Below are 15778 nucleotides of genomic sequence, written 5' to 3' on the forward strand. Positions count from 1 at the left end.
CCCTCCCAAACGCAAATTTCCCAGATGACAGACCAAACGCACACCCAAACGGCACAAGAGCATCTCGACCTACGCGATATTTTGCAGCTGTTGCGCCGCCAGTTGCGGTTGATCCTATTGGTGAGCGCTTTGGTGATTGGGGCGGCGGTTTTATACGTGGTCAGCGTCACCCCCGTTTATACCGCGCGCAGCCTGATTATGGTCGACCCCACACAGCAAAACCTGCTTGAAGCTGACGATACAATGCGCCGTGCGCCCATGATCGACAACGCGCGCGTGGATAGCGAGGTCGAGATCCTTCGCGCGCCCGCCACGACATTGGCCGTGATCCAAAGCGCCGGGTTGGTAACCGATGATGAATTCGGGCCAAGCGTAAGTTTTTTTGAAGAAATCCGCCTGCGTCTGGGATTAGGCGCCGATGAGCCGCCATCTGGCCCCGCCCTTTTACAAGCGGTGCGTCAGGCCCTCCAGGATGCAACAACAATCCGCCGCATCGGGCTGACACATTTGATCTCAATCGATGTCACCTCGACCAGCCCCGAAAAAGCGGCCTATTTGGCCAATCTCATGGCGCAAACCTATATTGACGCGCAAGTCGACACCAAGATCGCCGCCAGTCAATCCGCGCGCGATATCCTCAGCCGCCAAGTGGAAGCGGGGCGCGTGGCTGTCGCCGCCTCGGACAAGGCGCTCAATGATTTCATTGATGCAAGCCTTGAGGACCTTGCACGTCAGGGCGGAAATCCAAATCTTGCGGTTCTGCAAAATGAAATCAACAATTTGCGCAGCGAATTGAGCCGCAACGAGTTGAGACTGTCCACTGCGACAACCGCATTTGAGACCCGAGATTTCACTGCCCTTGCAGAAAGTTTGGCCGATGAAGCCCTGCGGGAATTAGCGGCAGAGCAAGCTGAAATAACACGCCAGTTGGAAGAAGCCTCCGCGGGGGGGCTTGTGTTTTTTGATTTGCAAAATGCCTTGGCCGAGGTCGATGCACGCATTGAGGAGCGGGCGGGGGCCCAGTTGGCCGCTATCAGCCAAAACGTTGCACAGATCACAAGCCAGACCGAAAACCTACGGGCCACATTGCGCGAAAACCTTGTCTCAAGCGATCTGCCATCGGATGTTTTGGCGCGGATTTTCGAATTGCAACAGGCCGCCTCGATCACCCGCAGCCAGTATCAAACGCTGCTCGCCCAATTTGGCGAGATCGAAACCCGCGCGGCCTTGCAGGTTGCAGACAGCCGTATCGTCTCGCCCGCCTTGCCGCCAAATGCGCCAAGCGCCCCGAACAAGCGTTTGATCCTTACAATTGCCGCCATGCTTGGGCTTGGGCTTGGCCTCGGGCTTGCCGTGCTCAACGAAACCTATATCGGCGGGATCACCAATCCAGACCAGTTGCGCATGGTTACGGGACATATGGCCGCAAGCGCAGTCCCACGGCTTGATGAAAAAGACAACAAGATCATGGTGGATCAGATCATCGATGATCCGCTGTCAATCTATTCTGAGTCGATCCGAAAACTGCGCGCCGCCATCGAGTTGCAACGCCGCAGAACATCAAATGAAGCACGGGTTGGACCTGAGGGCCATGTGATTATGGTCACTTCGACCTTGCCTGCCGAAGGAAAGACAACCATAGCCCTCTCACTGGCGCGGATTTATGCCGCGACAGGTAAGTCCACGCTTTTAATTGACGCAGATCTCAGAAAACCATCGGTTGCCGCCTATCTCGGACAAAAGCCCAAAAAAGGGCTTTTGACCTATCTCGATCCCGAGCAATTCAGCGACACTATTACCGACAAAACGGCTGAACCACAGTTAAGCCTACTTAAGGATAACAAGTCCCCTTTGCGGATTCTGCCGGGCGCGGATCGGCCGCAGATTGCAACGGATCAATTGATCAGTTCCTTGGAATTTGAAAACTTGCTTAATCAGGCGCGCAGTCTTTTTGAGGTTATCATCATCGACACCTCGCCCGTGCTACCGGTGGTGGATGCCCGCTACATCGCCCCACAGGTGGATATGATCGTCATGCCCGTAAAATGGGCTGCAACGCGTCTGGCAGATTTTCGTAGCGCTTATTCTATTTTGATGCAGTCAACGGCCAGTGCGGTTCCGATTGTCACCGCGCTGAATTTAAGCGAAGCAAAACAAGGTGTTTATGGATATGGATACGGCTATGGCAGGCCTTATGGCGGCTAAGACTGACACCATCGCACCCATCCTAAACTTACATTAACAATTTGATGCCATAACCCACTGCTGAGGTGGTGGGAAATTTGGCACGCGTTTTGCCTATGTCTGGCGATACCCAGACGATAGAGCGAACCCTTGCCTTCATATTCAAGCGCAAAGCTGCGCCGTTTCATCCCCGCTGCCAGTCGCCGCGCAGAAGCCGGCCCTTCTGACAGTTATGGGAGTGTTGAGATGCGCGCGATAACGCGGTGGCGTGGCGCGGTCATGGCTTGGTTATGTCTCCTTGCGACAGGCGGGATGATGGCCCCAGGCCATGCTGCAGGACGTTTGCTGATCCAAAATGATGGCGGTGGCCCATTGGGCGACTATATCCTGCACACCCGCCTTGCGGGGCTGACGCATGACGAGGTGCAGATCACAGGGTGGTGCGCCTCCGCCTGCACGCTTTACCTCAGCCTGCCGCAAACCTGCGTGTCACGGGATGCGCAATTTGGGTTCCACGCACCAAGCGGTGGAACCGCAGCACAAAACCGCGATGCCCTGCGGTTGTTTGCTGAATACCTGCCCGCCAATTTGCAAGGCTGGTATCTGCGCGAAGCAGCGCATCTGACGGGGCGCGAGTATCGCGCACTCAGTGGTGCGGATCTGGTCGCTATGGGGGCCGCGCGGCCTTGCCGCGCATCATAAATGTCCCAAAGCGAATTGCGCAGAAGGCGCTTCTGCCATATAGGTGTATTATTTATATCTAAAAGGCTATCTCTTGCGTGATCCCTCCGCTATCCCGCGATATGATGTATTGGGCATCCCAATCGCGGCCACATCGATTCCCGAAATTTATGCGGCACTGCTGCAATGGTCACGGGATCAAACGGGCCGCTTCATAGCTGTGCGCGAGGTTGCAAGCCTAATGGCCTGCCGCGATGATCCAGACCTGCGCGCCCTGCACCAAAGGGCAGCACTGGTCATCCCAGATGGCATGCCATTGGTTTGGCTGGGTCAGAAACAGGGTCATAAGGTCGCGCGCTGCGCGGGGCCTGATCTGTTTGACTATGTATGCCGCCATTCGGCCCAGTCGGGGCTACGGCACTATTTTTTTGGCGGCAATGAGGGGGTCGCGGCAACCCTCGCGGAGCTGTGTCAGGCGCGCTATCCAAGCATTCAGATTGCAGGATGGGAGTGCCCCCCCTTCCGCCCCATGACCGCGACAGAGCGCAGCCAAACAATCGCGCGCATCACCCAATCTGGGGCGGATATCGTTTGGGTCGGCATGTCCTCGCCCAAACAAGATGTCTGGATGCGGGATCATGTAGACGCCCTGCCGCAAACCTTGATCGGGATCGGGGCCGCGTTTGATTTTCACGCGGGCCGCGTGCGGCGCGCGCCGCGGTGGATGCAACGCTCAGGCCTTGAATGGCTGCTCCGCCTCATCAGCGAGCCCCGCCGCCTGTGGCGCCGCTATTTGATCTTGGCGCCAAGGTTTGTGTGGTTGGTGTTGCTATCAGGATTAAAAATTTATGCAAAAGATGATAATGCAAAATAGACATACAAAAGAAAATTACATTGCAGACGGTAGAATATTAACGACTTTTCTACTTACTCAAGTTTCTACATACTTGACTATTTTTAATGACACACCATTCAGATTTTTAATATACCTTACACCATTAGCTATAATATTTATTCAAGTAGTGAACAAATCTCTAAAAATCAACAAGGCCGGACTTTTTTTCTTAGCAATATACGCAATATACTGCACACCATTCCTAGCATTTTCTGATAAATCTAACTTTACTGTGTTCGCACACATATCATGTAGCCTTATTGCTGCATCATTGACATTCACAACATCACAAAAATATTTACAAATATATATCTATATTATATTTTTTTCCTCTATCGCCATGATTATTGCGATTCAAGAAGAGCTAGGCTTTAGTATACTCACACCAACGCAAGCTACTTATGAATCGTCATTTGCCCTAATTATACCCCTAATGGGCATTTGGTCAGCCGCAAATCGGAAAAACATACCGCTCATTCTTTCAATCGTATCCTCATTTATAATTTTCAAAAGGATAGCATTATTAGGGCTCATAATTGTCCTCATTTTAATTTATCTTGATAGATTCGACCGAATTAAGCCAGTAAGCATTGCCGCAAGGATTCTCATTCCAATTATTCTTTTTTTTATTGGACTTGAATCAAACAATGTATTTCAAAGTATTTCTTACTACCTAAGGTCCTATGATATATTTATATCTCCAAACGAGCTCAGTTCTGGAAGATTTGACACAATAGGCTATATCTCCTCCGATCTACAACAAAGAACTGGATTTATACAAATTATCTTTGGCGATGGCGTTGGGGCCACCAATACATTCCTCGCCCGTCATAACTATGTTAATAGTAACTTCACCCTCCTACACAATGACTATCTAAGAGTTTTAGTTGATTATGGCTGGTTCGGAATCATAACCCTCATTACAGCTCTTATATATCTTTCGACAAAAAAGGGTTTTATTGGATATGCATCAATATATTCGTCAGTTTTATTTTTGACCGACAATATTATCAGCTATCACTTTTATTGGATCTTCCTATTAGCCTTTGCACGCTCCAAAGACAATGAATTCTAGCTTAGAGTACTATTAAATATTTCCAGTCGCGCACAAAATGACAGAATACACGAAATAATACCAGATATTCCCATCGCAAACCCCACCCCAATCACCCCGTAGACGGGCACGAACAGCACCAAGCCAACGGCATAGGCAATCGCCTCGCCATAGCGTTGCTTGGTGAAGGGTTTGATATTTTGCGCGATATGCCCATGTGTGATCTGAAACCCCGCATAGGTCATCAGCGTTGCCCCAATGGCAAATGGGATTAAGGCCAGATGGTGGTTTGCGATTTCATCGGTGAACAGCCGCGCCAAAAGCCAAGACCCCCATTGCGCTAGAATAACGGCCCAGATGCCCCCTGCGACTAGGATCAGGTATCCGAACCGCCGCGTGATCTGATGGGCGGCTCTAAGCCGATTAGGGGATTGGCCATCGGCGGCCAAATCATAAACTTTAGGCAAAACCACACGCGACAGGATCGACATTCCCGCCTGCATCGCTCCTTGGGTCATTAGGATAAGAACCGCCATTGCGGCAAATCCCTCAACCGACAGATGATCCGCCGCATACCATTTATCAAGTGCGCGCATCATAAGACTTGGCGGCACCCAGAAGAGCATGGTTTTCGAATGTTCCGTCAGAAAGGATTTTAAGCGCCCCGCGCCCTCGGGTTTAGCTTCTGCCACGCCCTGCGCGCGCCTCAGAAAAATGAACTGCGCCACAAGGGAGATAAATCCTAATCCTGCGGCCAGCGCCGCAAGATTGGGCGCAGTGAGCAGGCCAATTTCTTTGAGACTTGCCAAAGCCATAAGTTGCGCAACGCTTGGCGAGAGCATCGCACAGATTGCCTGCCTGCGCCGCCCCATGACATTGGCCAATTCGACAACCGCCCCCGCAGCCGAGATTGTTGCCCCCAACATCAGCCCCGCAAACAGACCAAACGGGCTGAGTGTAATCTCGCCAAACCCGATCTGAGCATCCAGCAGAACTGGGGTCAGGGCAATGGTTGCAAGACCTGCGAAAGGGGCAAACAGACCTATGCCAAAATAGGCCAAATGATGCGCGCCCAACCCTTGGGCCGTGGCAATCGAAAACCCCCGCGCGAACACAGTGCCGATAATACCATGCCAGATGATGCGGATGGCAACGCCGAAGGTCAGGTAAAGCGCGTATTCGGCATATACGGCCACACCCGCAAGTCGCACAATCAAGGACGCCATTGCAAAAACGGCGATAAAGGCAAAGGCAAAGGCGGCAATCGTGCCCAGATTGCGCCATTGCGCACGAATAGAGGCCACGGCTCCCATCATTTCATGGCCCTCAGAACACCTTCGGCAAAGCGGCGGGACATGTCCTCGATGGAATATTTGTGGCGGGCGATGCGGGCGCCTTGGATCAGGGTGTCGCGATATTGCAGATCACTCAAGACACGATGCACGGCATCGGCATAGGCCTGCGGGTTATCGCTGTCCCTGACGATCACGCCATTGACCCCATCTTGCAGATAATCAATCTCGGGGCTGTGATACGGCAATTGGGTGGTGACCATCGGGGTTTCGTAGGCGAAACTGTCCAAAACCCCCAGACCCACCAAACCCGGCATCAGCCAAACCTTTCCAAGGCTGACATAAAGGGTTTTTTCGGCCCCGAATTTTGGGCCAAGGGCGTGCAACCAATCGCGCGTCTCGGCGGCCTCTTGAATGATATGCGCCTCTGGCCCCGCACCGATGAATAAGACTTGCAAATCAGGAATATCCCAGCGCAAAAGATCAAGCGCGTGGATCAAGAACGACAATCTTTTCTGCGCATAGAGTCCCCCCACAAAGACCGCGACATTCTCGCTGCCGTGGCAAAGGCGCGCCCGCAGCGCGATGATTTTCGCGGGATCTAACGCGGCGCGTTCCTCCGCAATTTGCGACAGGTCAATGGCATTGTTGAACACGGTGATTTTGGCGCGCGGGAAACCATAGCCCGCAATCAAATCAGCGCAGCCATTAGTATAGGTGAACCACCAATCCACCTTGGTGGCCCAGAACCGCTTCCATCGTTCGGCCAGGCTATTTGGGTTTTTGGCTTGGAAGTTTCGCCCATGCCCGAAATAAGCCACGCGATACCCAAACAGCCGCGCGCCCAAAATGGCCGCATAGGCGGTTAGGTTTCGGTTCTCTTGGCCCACAATGACCAAACCTGCCTTGCGCCAGTGCCACAGGGATTGATAGCGCAAAGCCGGCACAAAGGGCATAGACCATGCAGGCTGACATCTGGCCCATTCCAGATCAACAACATCCGCTTTTTGTGCCTCTGGCCCTGTGGCGGGGCTGTAGACCAGATCATAGCACACACCCCGCGCAGCCAGATGCGCGCGCAGCGCCCTGTGAAAGGCCACGCGGTAATGCGTCAACACAAGTGTAAAAAAGACGACAGATCGTCTTTCAAAATTTGACATGAATGGCCAATACAATCAGATAGTTTTGGAACCCCTTCCAACTTTCGACCATAGGTCGCAATGCGCCGCGCAACAATGAAAATCCTGATTTTACACAACAGCTATCAACAAAAGGGCGGCGAAGATGTTGTGGTGAGGCATGAACACAACCTGTTGCATGACGCGGGGCACGAGGTGGTTCTCGACCAAATCAGCAATGATGACATCACCAGCCCATTCGACAGAGTGCGAACGGCCTATGCCATTTCAGGGTCGCAGGCCCAATATCAGCGGGTGCTGCAAATGTGCCGAACATTGCGGCCTGATATTGTGCATATTCACAACTTCTTCCCGCGCCTTACACCTGCCGCCCATGTTGCAGCGGCAAGATCAGGGGCTGCGGTTGTGCAAAGCTTGCACAATTACCGCTTGCTCTGTGCCTCGGCCCTTTTGATGCGGGGTGGAAAGACTTGCGAGGAGTGCCTCGGCCCAAGCCGTCTGCCCGCAATCAGACACAAATGCTATCGCGGGTCGTATCTGGGCAGTTTGGCGGTCAATCGGATGATCGGCGCTGCGACAGACAATCCTGAATGGATCAGGTCGGTTGATCGTTTCATTGCGCTCACGGAATTTGGCAAAACGCTGTTTGTCAAAGGCGGGCTGCCTGAAGAGAACCTCTTCGTGAAGCCGAACTTCCTGCCCCACTGCCCCGTGCCAACCGTGCCTAAAGATGCCCGTGATATGGGCTATGTTTTTATTGGCAGGCTCTCGCAAGAAAAAGGCATCGCGCGCTTGATTGCGGCATGGAATAAGATGCCGCATCATCCGCTAAACATCATCGGCAACGGGCCAGAGGCCGAATGGTGTGCCGCGCATGCAGCCCCCCATATCCGCCTTCATGGCGCCCTGCCCTATGCGCAAACCCAAGAGATCCTTGGTCGTGCACGCGCGCTGCTCTTTCCGTCAAAATGGTATGAGGGCTGCCCAATGATCTTACTTGAGGCGCTTGCGAAGGGAACCCCCGTTCTTGCAAGCAATATCGGCGTGGCGGGCGAGTTATTGCCGCAAGAATTCGCCACATTTTCGTTTAACCCGCTCTAGGGTGAAGCTTTGGCAAACGCTGTCTTACAATTCGAGGCCATGGATTGGTCGCGGCTCAGTCATGCGGCGCGCGCCCAATTTGACGCAAGATTTACCGCTGCACAGAACCTTGAATTGATGATGCACTGCTATGAGGCGGCCCTTGCCTGCAAACAGGCAAAGGCCGCCCATTCATGAAGACAGGGCCTGCAAGGCAGCGTCCGATACGGGCATTGGATAATGCAACAGACGCCCAATTTGCACAGGCGCAGGCGCGGCGATGATATCATCATCATAGAGGCGTAATTCCGAGAGCGCCCCAAATGCAATGGGTGCAGCGGTCTGAACGGGCGACCCGCCCAGCGTTAGGCGCAGAGCCGTGCCACTCCATGACAGCGCAATTGCCACCGCCTGATCCCTGAGCGCGTTCATGCCCGTTGGCATCTCCTCCACGCTGCCCAGCGCACCATACCGCAGGACAATTTCGCCATCAGCGCGGCACAAGGCGGTGATCTTTTCCCCAGACAGGTCTGTGACAGAGGCAAAGACCGCAGCGCCCGCCCCCATGGGCGTGGCGCGCAGGGCAAGCGTGCCCCCCTCGAGACCGCCCCACCCCGTTGCCGCGAGTGTATACCGATCCGCACCCCGCGAAACGGCGACACCATCGCTGAGGATATAGCCTGTGGCATCCGCGCCTTCCTCGATTTGCAAACCATAGATTGTCACGCTCTCCCCCGCCGTGGCGGTGCCAGACCCAAAGCCCCATGTTGTGGTCACAGTCTGGCTCAGAGAAAAGCGGCAGCGCATGCGATAGAGGCCATCGGTAATCTGATCGTTACGAATATCTGTGATCTGCCCCCCGTTTTGCACCACAGCAGCCAACTGACCCGCCGCGCCTTGCAACTCAAGATTGCTTGGTGGGGTGGTGGCGGTGCTATAAAGCGTGGCCTTCATCATTGCGGCTGAGGGCTGCCCATACCAAAGGGTCATGGCATAGGATTGCCCAGCCTCGAAGGTCATATTGCCTGGGGCCGCGCGATGCCAACTTGCCCCGCCAGAGGTGATCAGCAGCCCTGGAAACACCCCTGCGCGCGCTTCATCAAGAGCGGTCAAGGTCACAGGGCCCACGGGCCCCCATGTCGGCCGCGCGACAGAGCGCGCCACAAGATTGCTCCGCTGTGGCTCAACCAACAGCCCAGCCGCCCGCCCATCAACCACAGATGGGCCAAGCCGCGCCTGCGCTATGGGTTGGGCAATCTTTTGACCGCCCAAGCCATATGCATCATTTGTATAATCAAGGATCAAGTCAGGCATCCGTCCGTCAACAGACCGATAGACCGACCACCATGGCAAAACGCGACGTCGAAACGCCGCGCTGGTCAGGGAAACGTCTAATTGCAATGCCATCATCAGGCCACCACAAGGGCATGGATACCCTGTGCCGTTGTGCCCGTTGCCAGAACGCGGCGCACGCCAACAGGCAGCAGCATCATATCCCCAACTGTCACACTGCGCGTCTCACCGCGCACGGTGACAATTTCAATGATGCCCCCAATTTCAATGAAAAGCGCCGAAGCGGTGATCGCAAGATCAGCCGCATCATTGGGCGTTACGGGCATAATATCGGTGGCGGGGCCTGCAGGGCTTAACGCGCGTCCATGGAAAATATCCATAATCTATCCTTTGCTATGCGAGCGAAGGAGCGGGATTAAACCATGATATGTGCGACCGATCCCCCGTTCGGGTAAGTGAAACTCGGCCAAGGGCAGCGGTGTTTGGGGCAGCGACCCAAAGGGGGGCGTTGTCCACCATCTGCCACAACCAAAGGATAGACCTTATTGGTTAATTAATCATTGCCAAATCAAGACGCAGAACCTAGGCCGACCCCAAGCCAAAAGGGGGGACGCAGAATGTCCGACTATAGCCGATATGCGGTATATTTTCTGCCCGATGGCGGGTTTTATCGCCTTGGCGCGGATTGGTTGGGCTGGTGCAGCCGCCAAGGCGCTGTGCGCATGCATCCCGAGCTTGCGGGCCTATCGCGGCCCATCGCACAAATCACCGACACCCCCCGCAAATACGGGTTTCACGCAACGATCAAGCCACCTTTCAAACTGGCCAAGGGTCAAAGCGCCCATGACCTTGCGGCAAGGTTCCGGGAATTGTGCCAAACAACATCGCGGGTTGAAATCCCCGTTTTGGAAATCCGCCGTTTGGGGGGCTTTGTCGCCGCTGTCCCAGCAAGTCATAATCCCGCGCTCCAAGAACTGGCCGCAACGATGGTCAAAGGGTTGGATCCGTTTCGCGCGCCTGCATCCGAGGCGGAATTGGCCAAGCGTAGATCAGCCAACCTTACCCCCCGCCAAGAAGAGATGTTGGTCGCATGGGGCTATCCCTATGTGATGGAGGAATTCCGCTTTCATCTGACCTTGTCAGGCCGCCTGCCACAATCCGAGGCCAATGATCTGGTGTCCCGTCTACATGCGCATTTCGCGCCTGTGATCCCCCAGCCTTTTGAGGTCGCCTCATTGGCCCTTATGGGCGAGGATGAGACAGGGCAGTTTCATCATATCGAAAGCCACAATCTGGCATAAGAAACCCCCCGCAAATCACTTTGCGAGGGGCGTTTTTCGCTCAGTCAAACCACCGATGGTTACTGCGCCGAGATCGCGAACAGCATCGTTTCGCCAGAATGGTCGTCCACACCATCATTGTCGGTGGACACCCACATTGTGCCATCTTCAGCGATTGCAAGACCTTCGACCTTGTCCAAGACAAAGCCGCCTGTCGAGGTCAGGTAAGGCAGCAGATCGACAACAATCTCTTTGGTCAGAACGGGTGGCGTTTCGCCCAGCGCGACCATCCCCGCCATCTGATCCATTGAGACGCGGGTGATCAGCTTGGTCACCGCTGCGTCACCCAGTTGATTGTCACGCTCGATGAAATAGAGGTCGTCACCATGCGCAACGATTTCCGAGAGACCCACCCAACCCGTAGATGCTTCGGTCAGCGGGTAATGCGCCACGCTCCACGCTTCGGTTTCGAGGTTATAGCCCAGAACCTTAACATGGTTTTCAGGATCATCGCGCCATTCACGCTGCACGGCCATATACAGCATATCGTCAACACGGGTGATCCCCTCAAACCCGAAACGCTGTTCCACGGCCAGCAATTCATTTGGCAGGGCGATGTAATCCTCAATCGCGCCATCGGCCCCAATGTGATAGATCGCGTGCGGCACCAAGCGGTCGCTGCGCCCTTCTGAGGCAACCCAGAAACCGCCCTCACCATCAAGTGCAATGCCTTCCATATCCATCAACTGCGCAGGCTGACCCTCGCGGGTGACGCGAATTGCATCGACAATGCGCGCAGGGGTTTGGCTAACATCGATGTGGAAGATGGTTGGCTGCATGGCATAGAAGCTGTCAGACACCGCATAGAGCGTGCCATCTTCAGCCATGACCTGCCCCGAGATCGCACCCCACCCTGTCAACTCATCCATACCTGCGCTCGTCAGATGCGGATATACGGCGGGGGCGTTTTGATATTCATAGATCATTACATGGGCAGGCGCGCCGCTATCACCCCGCGCGTCATATTCATTGGCCGTGGCCAAAATATTGCGCGAGGGGATCGCAATCGCACCCTCAGGGGAAATGCCAGAGGGCAGAAGCTGTGCCAATGCAGGCTGAGCAGGGTTCGACATATCATAGACGCCCACGATAGAGGAACGTTCGGACAAGAGGAACATCATTGGCACGCCGCCAAATGTTGCAAATTCCATCCCTTCAGGCTCGACACCTTTGTTGCCAGAGCGCTCTTCGGGGTAATGGCCGATTTCCACAATCGCGTATTCAAAAGCCGTGCCTGCCTCAAAAACTTCGGTGCCATCGCGGTTGAACACGGTAAAGCCGCGGCTGCCACCATCCATATCGCCTTCATTTGCGATCGCGAAATGGTCTGTATCGATCCACTGCACCCCATCAGGCTCGCGCGGGACTGTGATGGTCTGATCAAAGATCAGCGCGCCTTCTTCCTCGGTGTCCACACCGTTCAGCGTCACCTCACCCGCCGAGAAATGGCTGAGCACCTCACCTGCAGCAGAAACCACAACCATGTGATTGTTTTCCTGCATCGTCACAACGATGTCGCCATTGGCGTTCACATCAACGAATTCTGGTTCAGGGTCTTCTGGGGCAATATCAGCAAGGCCTGTCAGATCAACACGGATCTGCGCCGCGCAATCCATCGCGCCATTTTCGCCCAAGGGTTGGATCACCAAATGACCCGCAGGCATTTGCGGCACGCGGCCATCGCCTAGATCCTCGTCACGTTCGTTCTCAATCGCAACAGTGATGAAGCTGCCATCGGGGGCAACAGCCGTGCTGTCGGGCTGCCCGCCCAGATCACAAGAGGCGAGAACGTCACGGCTCCCTGCATCAATCGCATGCAAAACGCCTGACGGGCTGGTATAGCTTTCCGATGTGTTTTCCGCGACAAACACCGTGTTTCCAAGCGCGGATACGGCTGTTGGCTCGCCACTTGGCAGCGCGAATACGCCTGCGGCAACAGGGTTCGCAGGATCGGTGATGTCGACAAAACCGATCACACCTGCAGGGCTATCGGAATAGACCAATGTCATGCCATCGCCCGTGGCCGCGATAATCTCGGCCGAGGTTTCTTCGGCATCGGGCGTATTCGCGGCAACTGGAAAAGACGCGATGCGGTTAAAATTCATATCTTGGGCCAGTGCAGGCCCTGCAAGCAAAGCAAGGCCTGTTGTGGCCAAAAGCATGCGCAGCTTCATCAGGTATCCCCCTCAGGTAAAACAGACTACGCCGCCCCACCTGCCCCATCTGCGTTACGGCCACGCAACAAAAAGGTAACAAACCCATGAAACAATCAGGGGGGCCTAAGGGCGGGGTTTCTTGTCAGGGGGCGCGGGCCGATATATAGCCAAAGGGAATTGGCCCGAGGCAGCATCATGCAGATAGAGACATCCCCCCTCGCGGGACTTTTGGTCATAACACCGCGCCGCTTTGGCGATGCGCGCGGCTTTTTCTGCGAGACATGGAACCCGGCCACCCTTGTAGATCACGGGGTAAATTTGCCTGCCTTCGTGCAAGACAATCACTCTTTCTCTGCCGCACGCGGCACGGTGCGCGGCCTGCATTTCCAAGCGCCCCCTTTTGCTCAGGGCAAACTTGTGCGCTGCGGGCGCGGCGCTCTGTTTGATGTTGCCGTGGATATCAGACGCACCTCCCCGACTTATGGAAACTGGTTCGGGGTCGAATTAAGCTTTGAGAATGGCAAACAGCTCTGGATACCCGAGGGCTTTGCGCATGGGTTCATGACGCTGACCCCTGACACCGAAATCATCTATAAATGCACCGCACCCTATGCGCCCGACCATGAGGGGGCGGTGCATTGGCAATCCTGCGAGATTGAATGGCCCTTGGATTTGGCAGATGCGGTGTTGTCTGAAAAAGACCGCGCCGCCCTGCCCCTGTCAGATTTAGACAGCCCATTTCACGGGGGGGCAGACTGATGCGATTGGTGGTTACAGGCGGGGCGGGGTTTATTGGATCGGCAGTGGTGCGCTTGGCCATTGCACAAGGGCATGAGGTGCTCAACCTTGACGCGCTGACCTATGCGGCTTGCCTCGACAATCTCGCGCCCGTGGCCGACAACCCCCGCTATCGCTTTGTGCAGGCGGATATCCGCGACCGCGCGGCACTTGATAAAATTTTGGCCGAATATCGCCCAGATGCCGTGATGCATCTGGCCGCAGAAAGCCATGTAGATCGCAGCATTGATGGCCCCGCCACCTTTATTGAAACCAACATCCTTGGCACCTTCAATCTGCTAGAAGCCGCGCGCCATTATTGGGACGCGGAAGGGCGACCCGAAACCTTTCGCTTCCATCACATCAGCACGGATGAGGTCTTTGGCAGCTTGCCCGATGATCCACGCGTGAAATTCACGGAAACCACCGCCTATGACCCGCGCAGCCCCTATTCCGCGTCAAAGGCCAGCTCCGACCATCTGGTGCGTGCATGGCACGAAACCTATGGTTTGCCAGTGGTGCTGAGTAATTGTTCCAACAATTACGGCCCCTTTCATTTCCCTGAAAAACTGATCCCCGTGATCATCATCAACGCGATTTCTGGCAAAGATTTACCGATCTACGGGAATGGCGCGCATAAGCGCGATTGGCTGTTTGTCGAGGATCACGCAGAGGCGCTGTTGCTAATCATCACCCGCGGGCAAATTGGCCGCAGCTATGCCATTGGCGGCGAGAATGAGCGCAGCAATCTCGAATTGGTCGAAACACTCTGTGATATCCTTGATCGTCTGCGCCCCAAAACGCAAGGCAGCTATCGGGATCAAATCCGTTTTGTCCCTGACCGCCCCGGACATGACGCGCGCTATGCGATTGATCCCACCCGCATTGCGACCGAACTGTCGTGGCGGCCCAACACCACACTAGAAGCGGGGCTTGAACAGACAGTGCGCTGGTATCTGGACAACGAGGCATGGTGGCGCGCGCTGCAATCTCGCGATGGGGTGGGCCAGCGTTTGGGGCGTAAAGCATGATCCTGATTTTCGGCAAAACGGGGCAAGTGGCCCGCGCTTTGGCCGATCTTTCGCCTGACGCGATTTTTCTTGATCGCGCGGGTGCTGATTTGACCAACCCCGCCGCCTGTGCTGCTGCAATTTTCGCGCATAAACCTGCGGTGGTGATCAATGCCGCCGCCTACACGGCGGTGGATGCGGCTGAGGCCGACCCTGAAACCGCCTTTGCCGTAAACCGCGATGCCCCTGCCGCGATGGCCAAGGCGGCTGCAGAAATCGGGGCGGTGTTTTTGCACATCTCGACCGATTACGTGTTTGACGGGCAAGGGGATGCAGCCTTTGCGCCAGATCACCCCTGCGCGCCCCTTTCGGTCTATGGAGACAGCAAACGGGCAGGCGAGGTGGCGGTTCTGACCGCAGGGGGCGTGGCGGCGATATTGCGCTGCTCTTGGGTATTTTCTCCCTATGGCGGCAATTTCGTCAAAACCATGGTGCGATTGGCGCAGGGCCGCACGGCGCTATCCATCGTCAACGATCAAATTGGCGGCCCCACGCCTGCGCGCGCCATTGCCGAGGCCCTGCTGCAAATGGGGGATATCCTGCGCAAGCAGCCTGACTTGGCAGGGATTTATCATTTCAGCGGCACCCCTGATCTCTCTTGGGCCGATTTCGCCGCTGAAATTTTCGCACAAAGCGGCGATCAGGTGACCATCACCCCCATCCCCTCACGGGATTATCCCACGCCTGCAACACGCCCCCTCAACAGTCGTCTTGATTGCGAGACAACCCAAAACGCCTTCGGCATCGCCCGACCAAGGTGGCGCGACTATTTGGCAGAGGTCATCAAGAGCGCATAAGGCCCTTGCACAAGCGGCAT

The 15778-nt window shown here is 55.2% G+C and carries 15 protein-coding genes; 10 read left to right on the plus strand and 5 right to left on the minus strand.

The window, feature by feature from the left end; translation table 11 throughout:
* Window positions 1–24 precede the first annotated feature (24 nt).
* From RYZ18_RS04975 to RYZ18_RS04990, 4 genes are all read left to right on the plus strand, one after another.
* Window positions 25–2205, plus strand: a complete 2181-nt coding sequence (locus RYZ18_RS04975) for a GumC family protein (protein WP_317655268.1) — start codon at window positions 25–27, stop codon at window positions 2203–2205.
* 225 nt (window positions 2206–2430) lie between these two features.
* Window positions 2431–2886 (plus strand): hypothetical protein, encoded by a 456-nt coding sequence (locus tag RYZ18_RS04980; RefSeq protein WP_317655270.1) that lies wholly within the window; start codon window positions 2431–2433, stop codon window positions 2884–2886.
* Between the two features lie 73 nt (window positions 2887–2959).
* Window positions 2960–3739 (plus strand): WecB/TagA/CpsF family glycosyltransferase, encoded by a 780-nt coding sequence (locus tag RYZ18_RS04985; RefSeq protein WP_317655271.1) that lies wholly within the window; start codon window positions 2960–2962, stop codon window positions 3737–3739.
* A complete protein-coding gene (locus RYZ18_RS04990) occupies window positions 3714–4835 on the plus strand; it encodes a hypothetical protein (RefSeq protein WP_317655272.1) in 1122 nt (373 codons plus the stop codon). The genes RYZ18_RS04985 and RYZ18_RS04990 overlap by 26 nt, the downstream gene beginning before the upstream one ends.
* On the opposite strand, the gene RYZ18_RS04995 is transcribed toward RYZ18_RS04990, so the two are convergent.
* Window positions 4832–6130 carry a hypothetical protein gene (locus RYZ18_RS04995; RefSeq protein ID WP_317655273.1) on the minus strand — a complete coding sequence of 433 codons (1299 nt, stop codon included), beginning with the start codon at window positions 6128–6130 and terminating at the stop codon, window positions 4832–4834. The genes RYZ18_RS04990 and RYZ18_RS04995 overlap by 4 nt on opposite strands.
* The gene (locus tag RYZ18_RS05000) at window positions 6127–7266 is read right to left on the minus strand and encodes a glycosyltransferase family 4 protein (protein ID WP_317655274.1); all 1140 of its coding nucleotides are present in this window, start codon (window positions 7264–7266) and stop codon (window positions 6127–6129) included. The genes RYZ18_RS04995 and RYZ18_RS05000 overlap by 4 nt, the downstream gene beginning before the upstream one ends.
* A 75-nt stretch (window positions 7267–7341) precedes the next feature.
* Between RYZ18_RS05000 and RYZ18_RS05005 the strand changes: the two genes are divergently transcribed.
* Window positions 7342–8346, plus strand: a complete 1005-nt coding sequence (locus RYZ18_RS05005) for a glycosyltransferase family 4 protein (protein ID WP_317655275.1) — start codon at window positions 7342–7344, stop codon at window positions 8344–8346.
* 9 nt (window positions 8347–8355) lie between these two features.
* Window positions 8356–8523, plus strand: coding sequence for a hypothetical protein (locus tag RYZ18_RS05010; protein ID WP_317655276.1), 168 nt, complete (start codon window positions 8356–8358; stop codon window positions 8521–8523).
* On the opposite strand, the gene RYZ18_RS05015 is transcribed toward RYZ18_RS05010, so the two are convergent.
* Both RYZ18_RS05015 and RYZ18_RS05020 read right to left on the minus strand, forming a co-directional pair.
* Window positions 8518–9735 (minus strand): hypothetical protein, encoded by a 1218-nt coding sequence (locus tag RYZ18_RS05015; protein ID WP_317655278.1) that lies wholly within the window; start codon window positions 9733–9735, stop codon window positions 8518–8520. The genes RYZ18_RS05010 and RYZ18_RS05015 overlap by 6 nt on opposite strands.
* Window positions 9735–9998 (minus strand): hypothetical protein, encoded by a 264-nt coding sequence (locus RYZ18_RS05020; RefSeq protein WP_317655279.1) that lies wholly within the window; start codon window positions 9996–9998, stop codon window positions 9735–9737. Before RYZ18_RS05020 ends, RYZ18_RS05015 begins: the two co-directional genes overlap by 1 nt.
* A gap of 237 nt (window positions 9999–10235) precedes the next feature.
* Here RYZ18_RS05020 and RYZ18_RS05025 point away from each other — a divergent pair, with 237 nt between their 5' ends.
* Window positions 10236–10919, plus strand: coding sequence for a DUF1045 domain-containing protein (locus RYZ18_RS05025; protein ID WP_317655280.1), 684 nt, complete (start codon window positions 10236–10238; stop codon window positions 10917–10919).
* A 59-nt stretch (window positions 10920–10978) separates the two neighbouring features.
* On the opposite strand, the gene RYZ18_RS05030 is transcribed toward RYZ18_RS05025, so the two are convergent.
* Window positions 10979–13132 (minus strand): esterase-like activity of phytase family protein, encoded by a 2154-nt coding sequence (locus RYZ18_RS05030; RefSeq protein ID WP_317655281.1) that lies wholly within the window; start codon window positions 13130–13132, stop codon window positions 10979–10981.
* 177 nt (window positions 13133–13309) lie between these two features.
* On the opposite strand from RYZ18_RS05030, the gene rfbC reads away from it, so the two are divergent.
* The 3 genes from rfbC to rfbD are packed head-to-tail and all read left to right on the plus strand — an operon-like array spanning window position 13310 to window position 15758.
* Entirely contained in the window at window positions 13310–13873 is a 564-nt protein-coding gene (gene rfbC, locus RYZ18_RS05035) for a dTDP-4-dehydrorhamnose 3,5-epimerase (protein ID WP_317655282.1), read from the plus strand.
* Entirely contained in the window at window positions 13873–14922 is a 1050-nt protein-coding gene (gene rfbB, locus RYZ18_RS05040; RefSeq protein ID WP_317655283.1) for a dTDP-glucose 4,6-dehydratase, read from the plus strand. Before rfbC ends, rfbB begins: the two co-directional genes overlap by 1 nt.
* The gene (rfbD, locus tag RYZ18_RS05045) at window positions 14919–15758 is read left to right on the plus strand and encodes a dTDP-4-dehydrorhamnose reductase (protein WP_317655285.1); all 840 of its coding nucleotides are present in this window, start codon (window positions 14919–14921) and stop codon (window positions 15756–15758) included. Before rfbB ends, rfbD begins: the two co-directional genes overlap by 4 nt.
* Window positions 15759–15778 lie beyond the last annotated feature (20 nt).

The sequence above is a fragment of the Roseovarius sp. 10 genome (assembly GCF_033100315.1).
Taxonomy (GTDB): domain Bacteria; phylum Pseudomonadota; class Alphaproteobacteria; order Rhodobacterales; family Rhodobacteraceae; genus M30B80.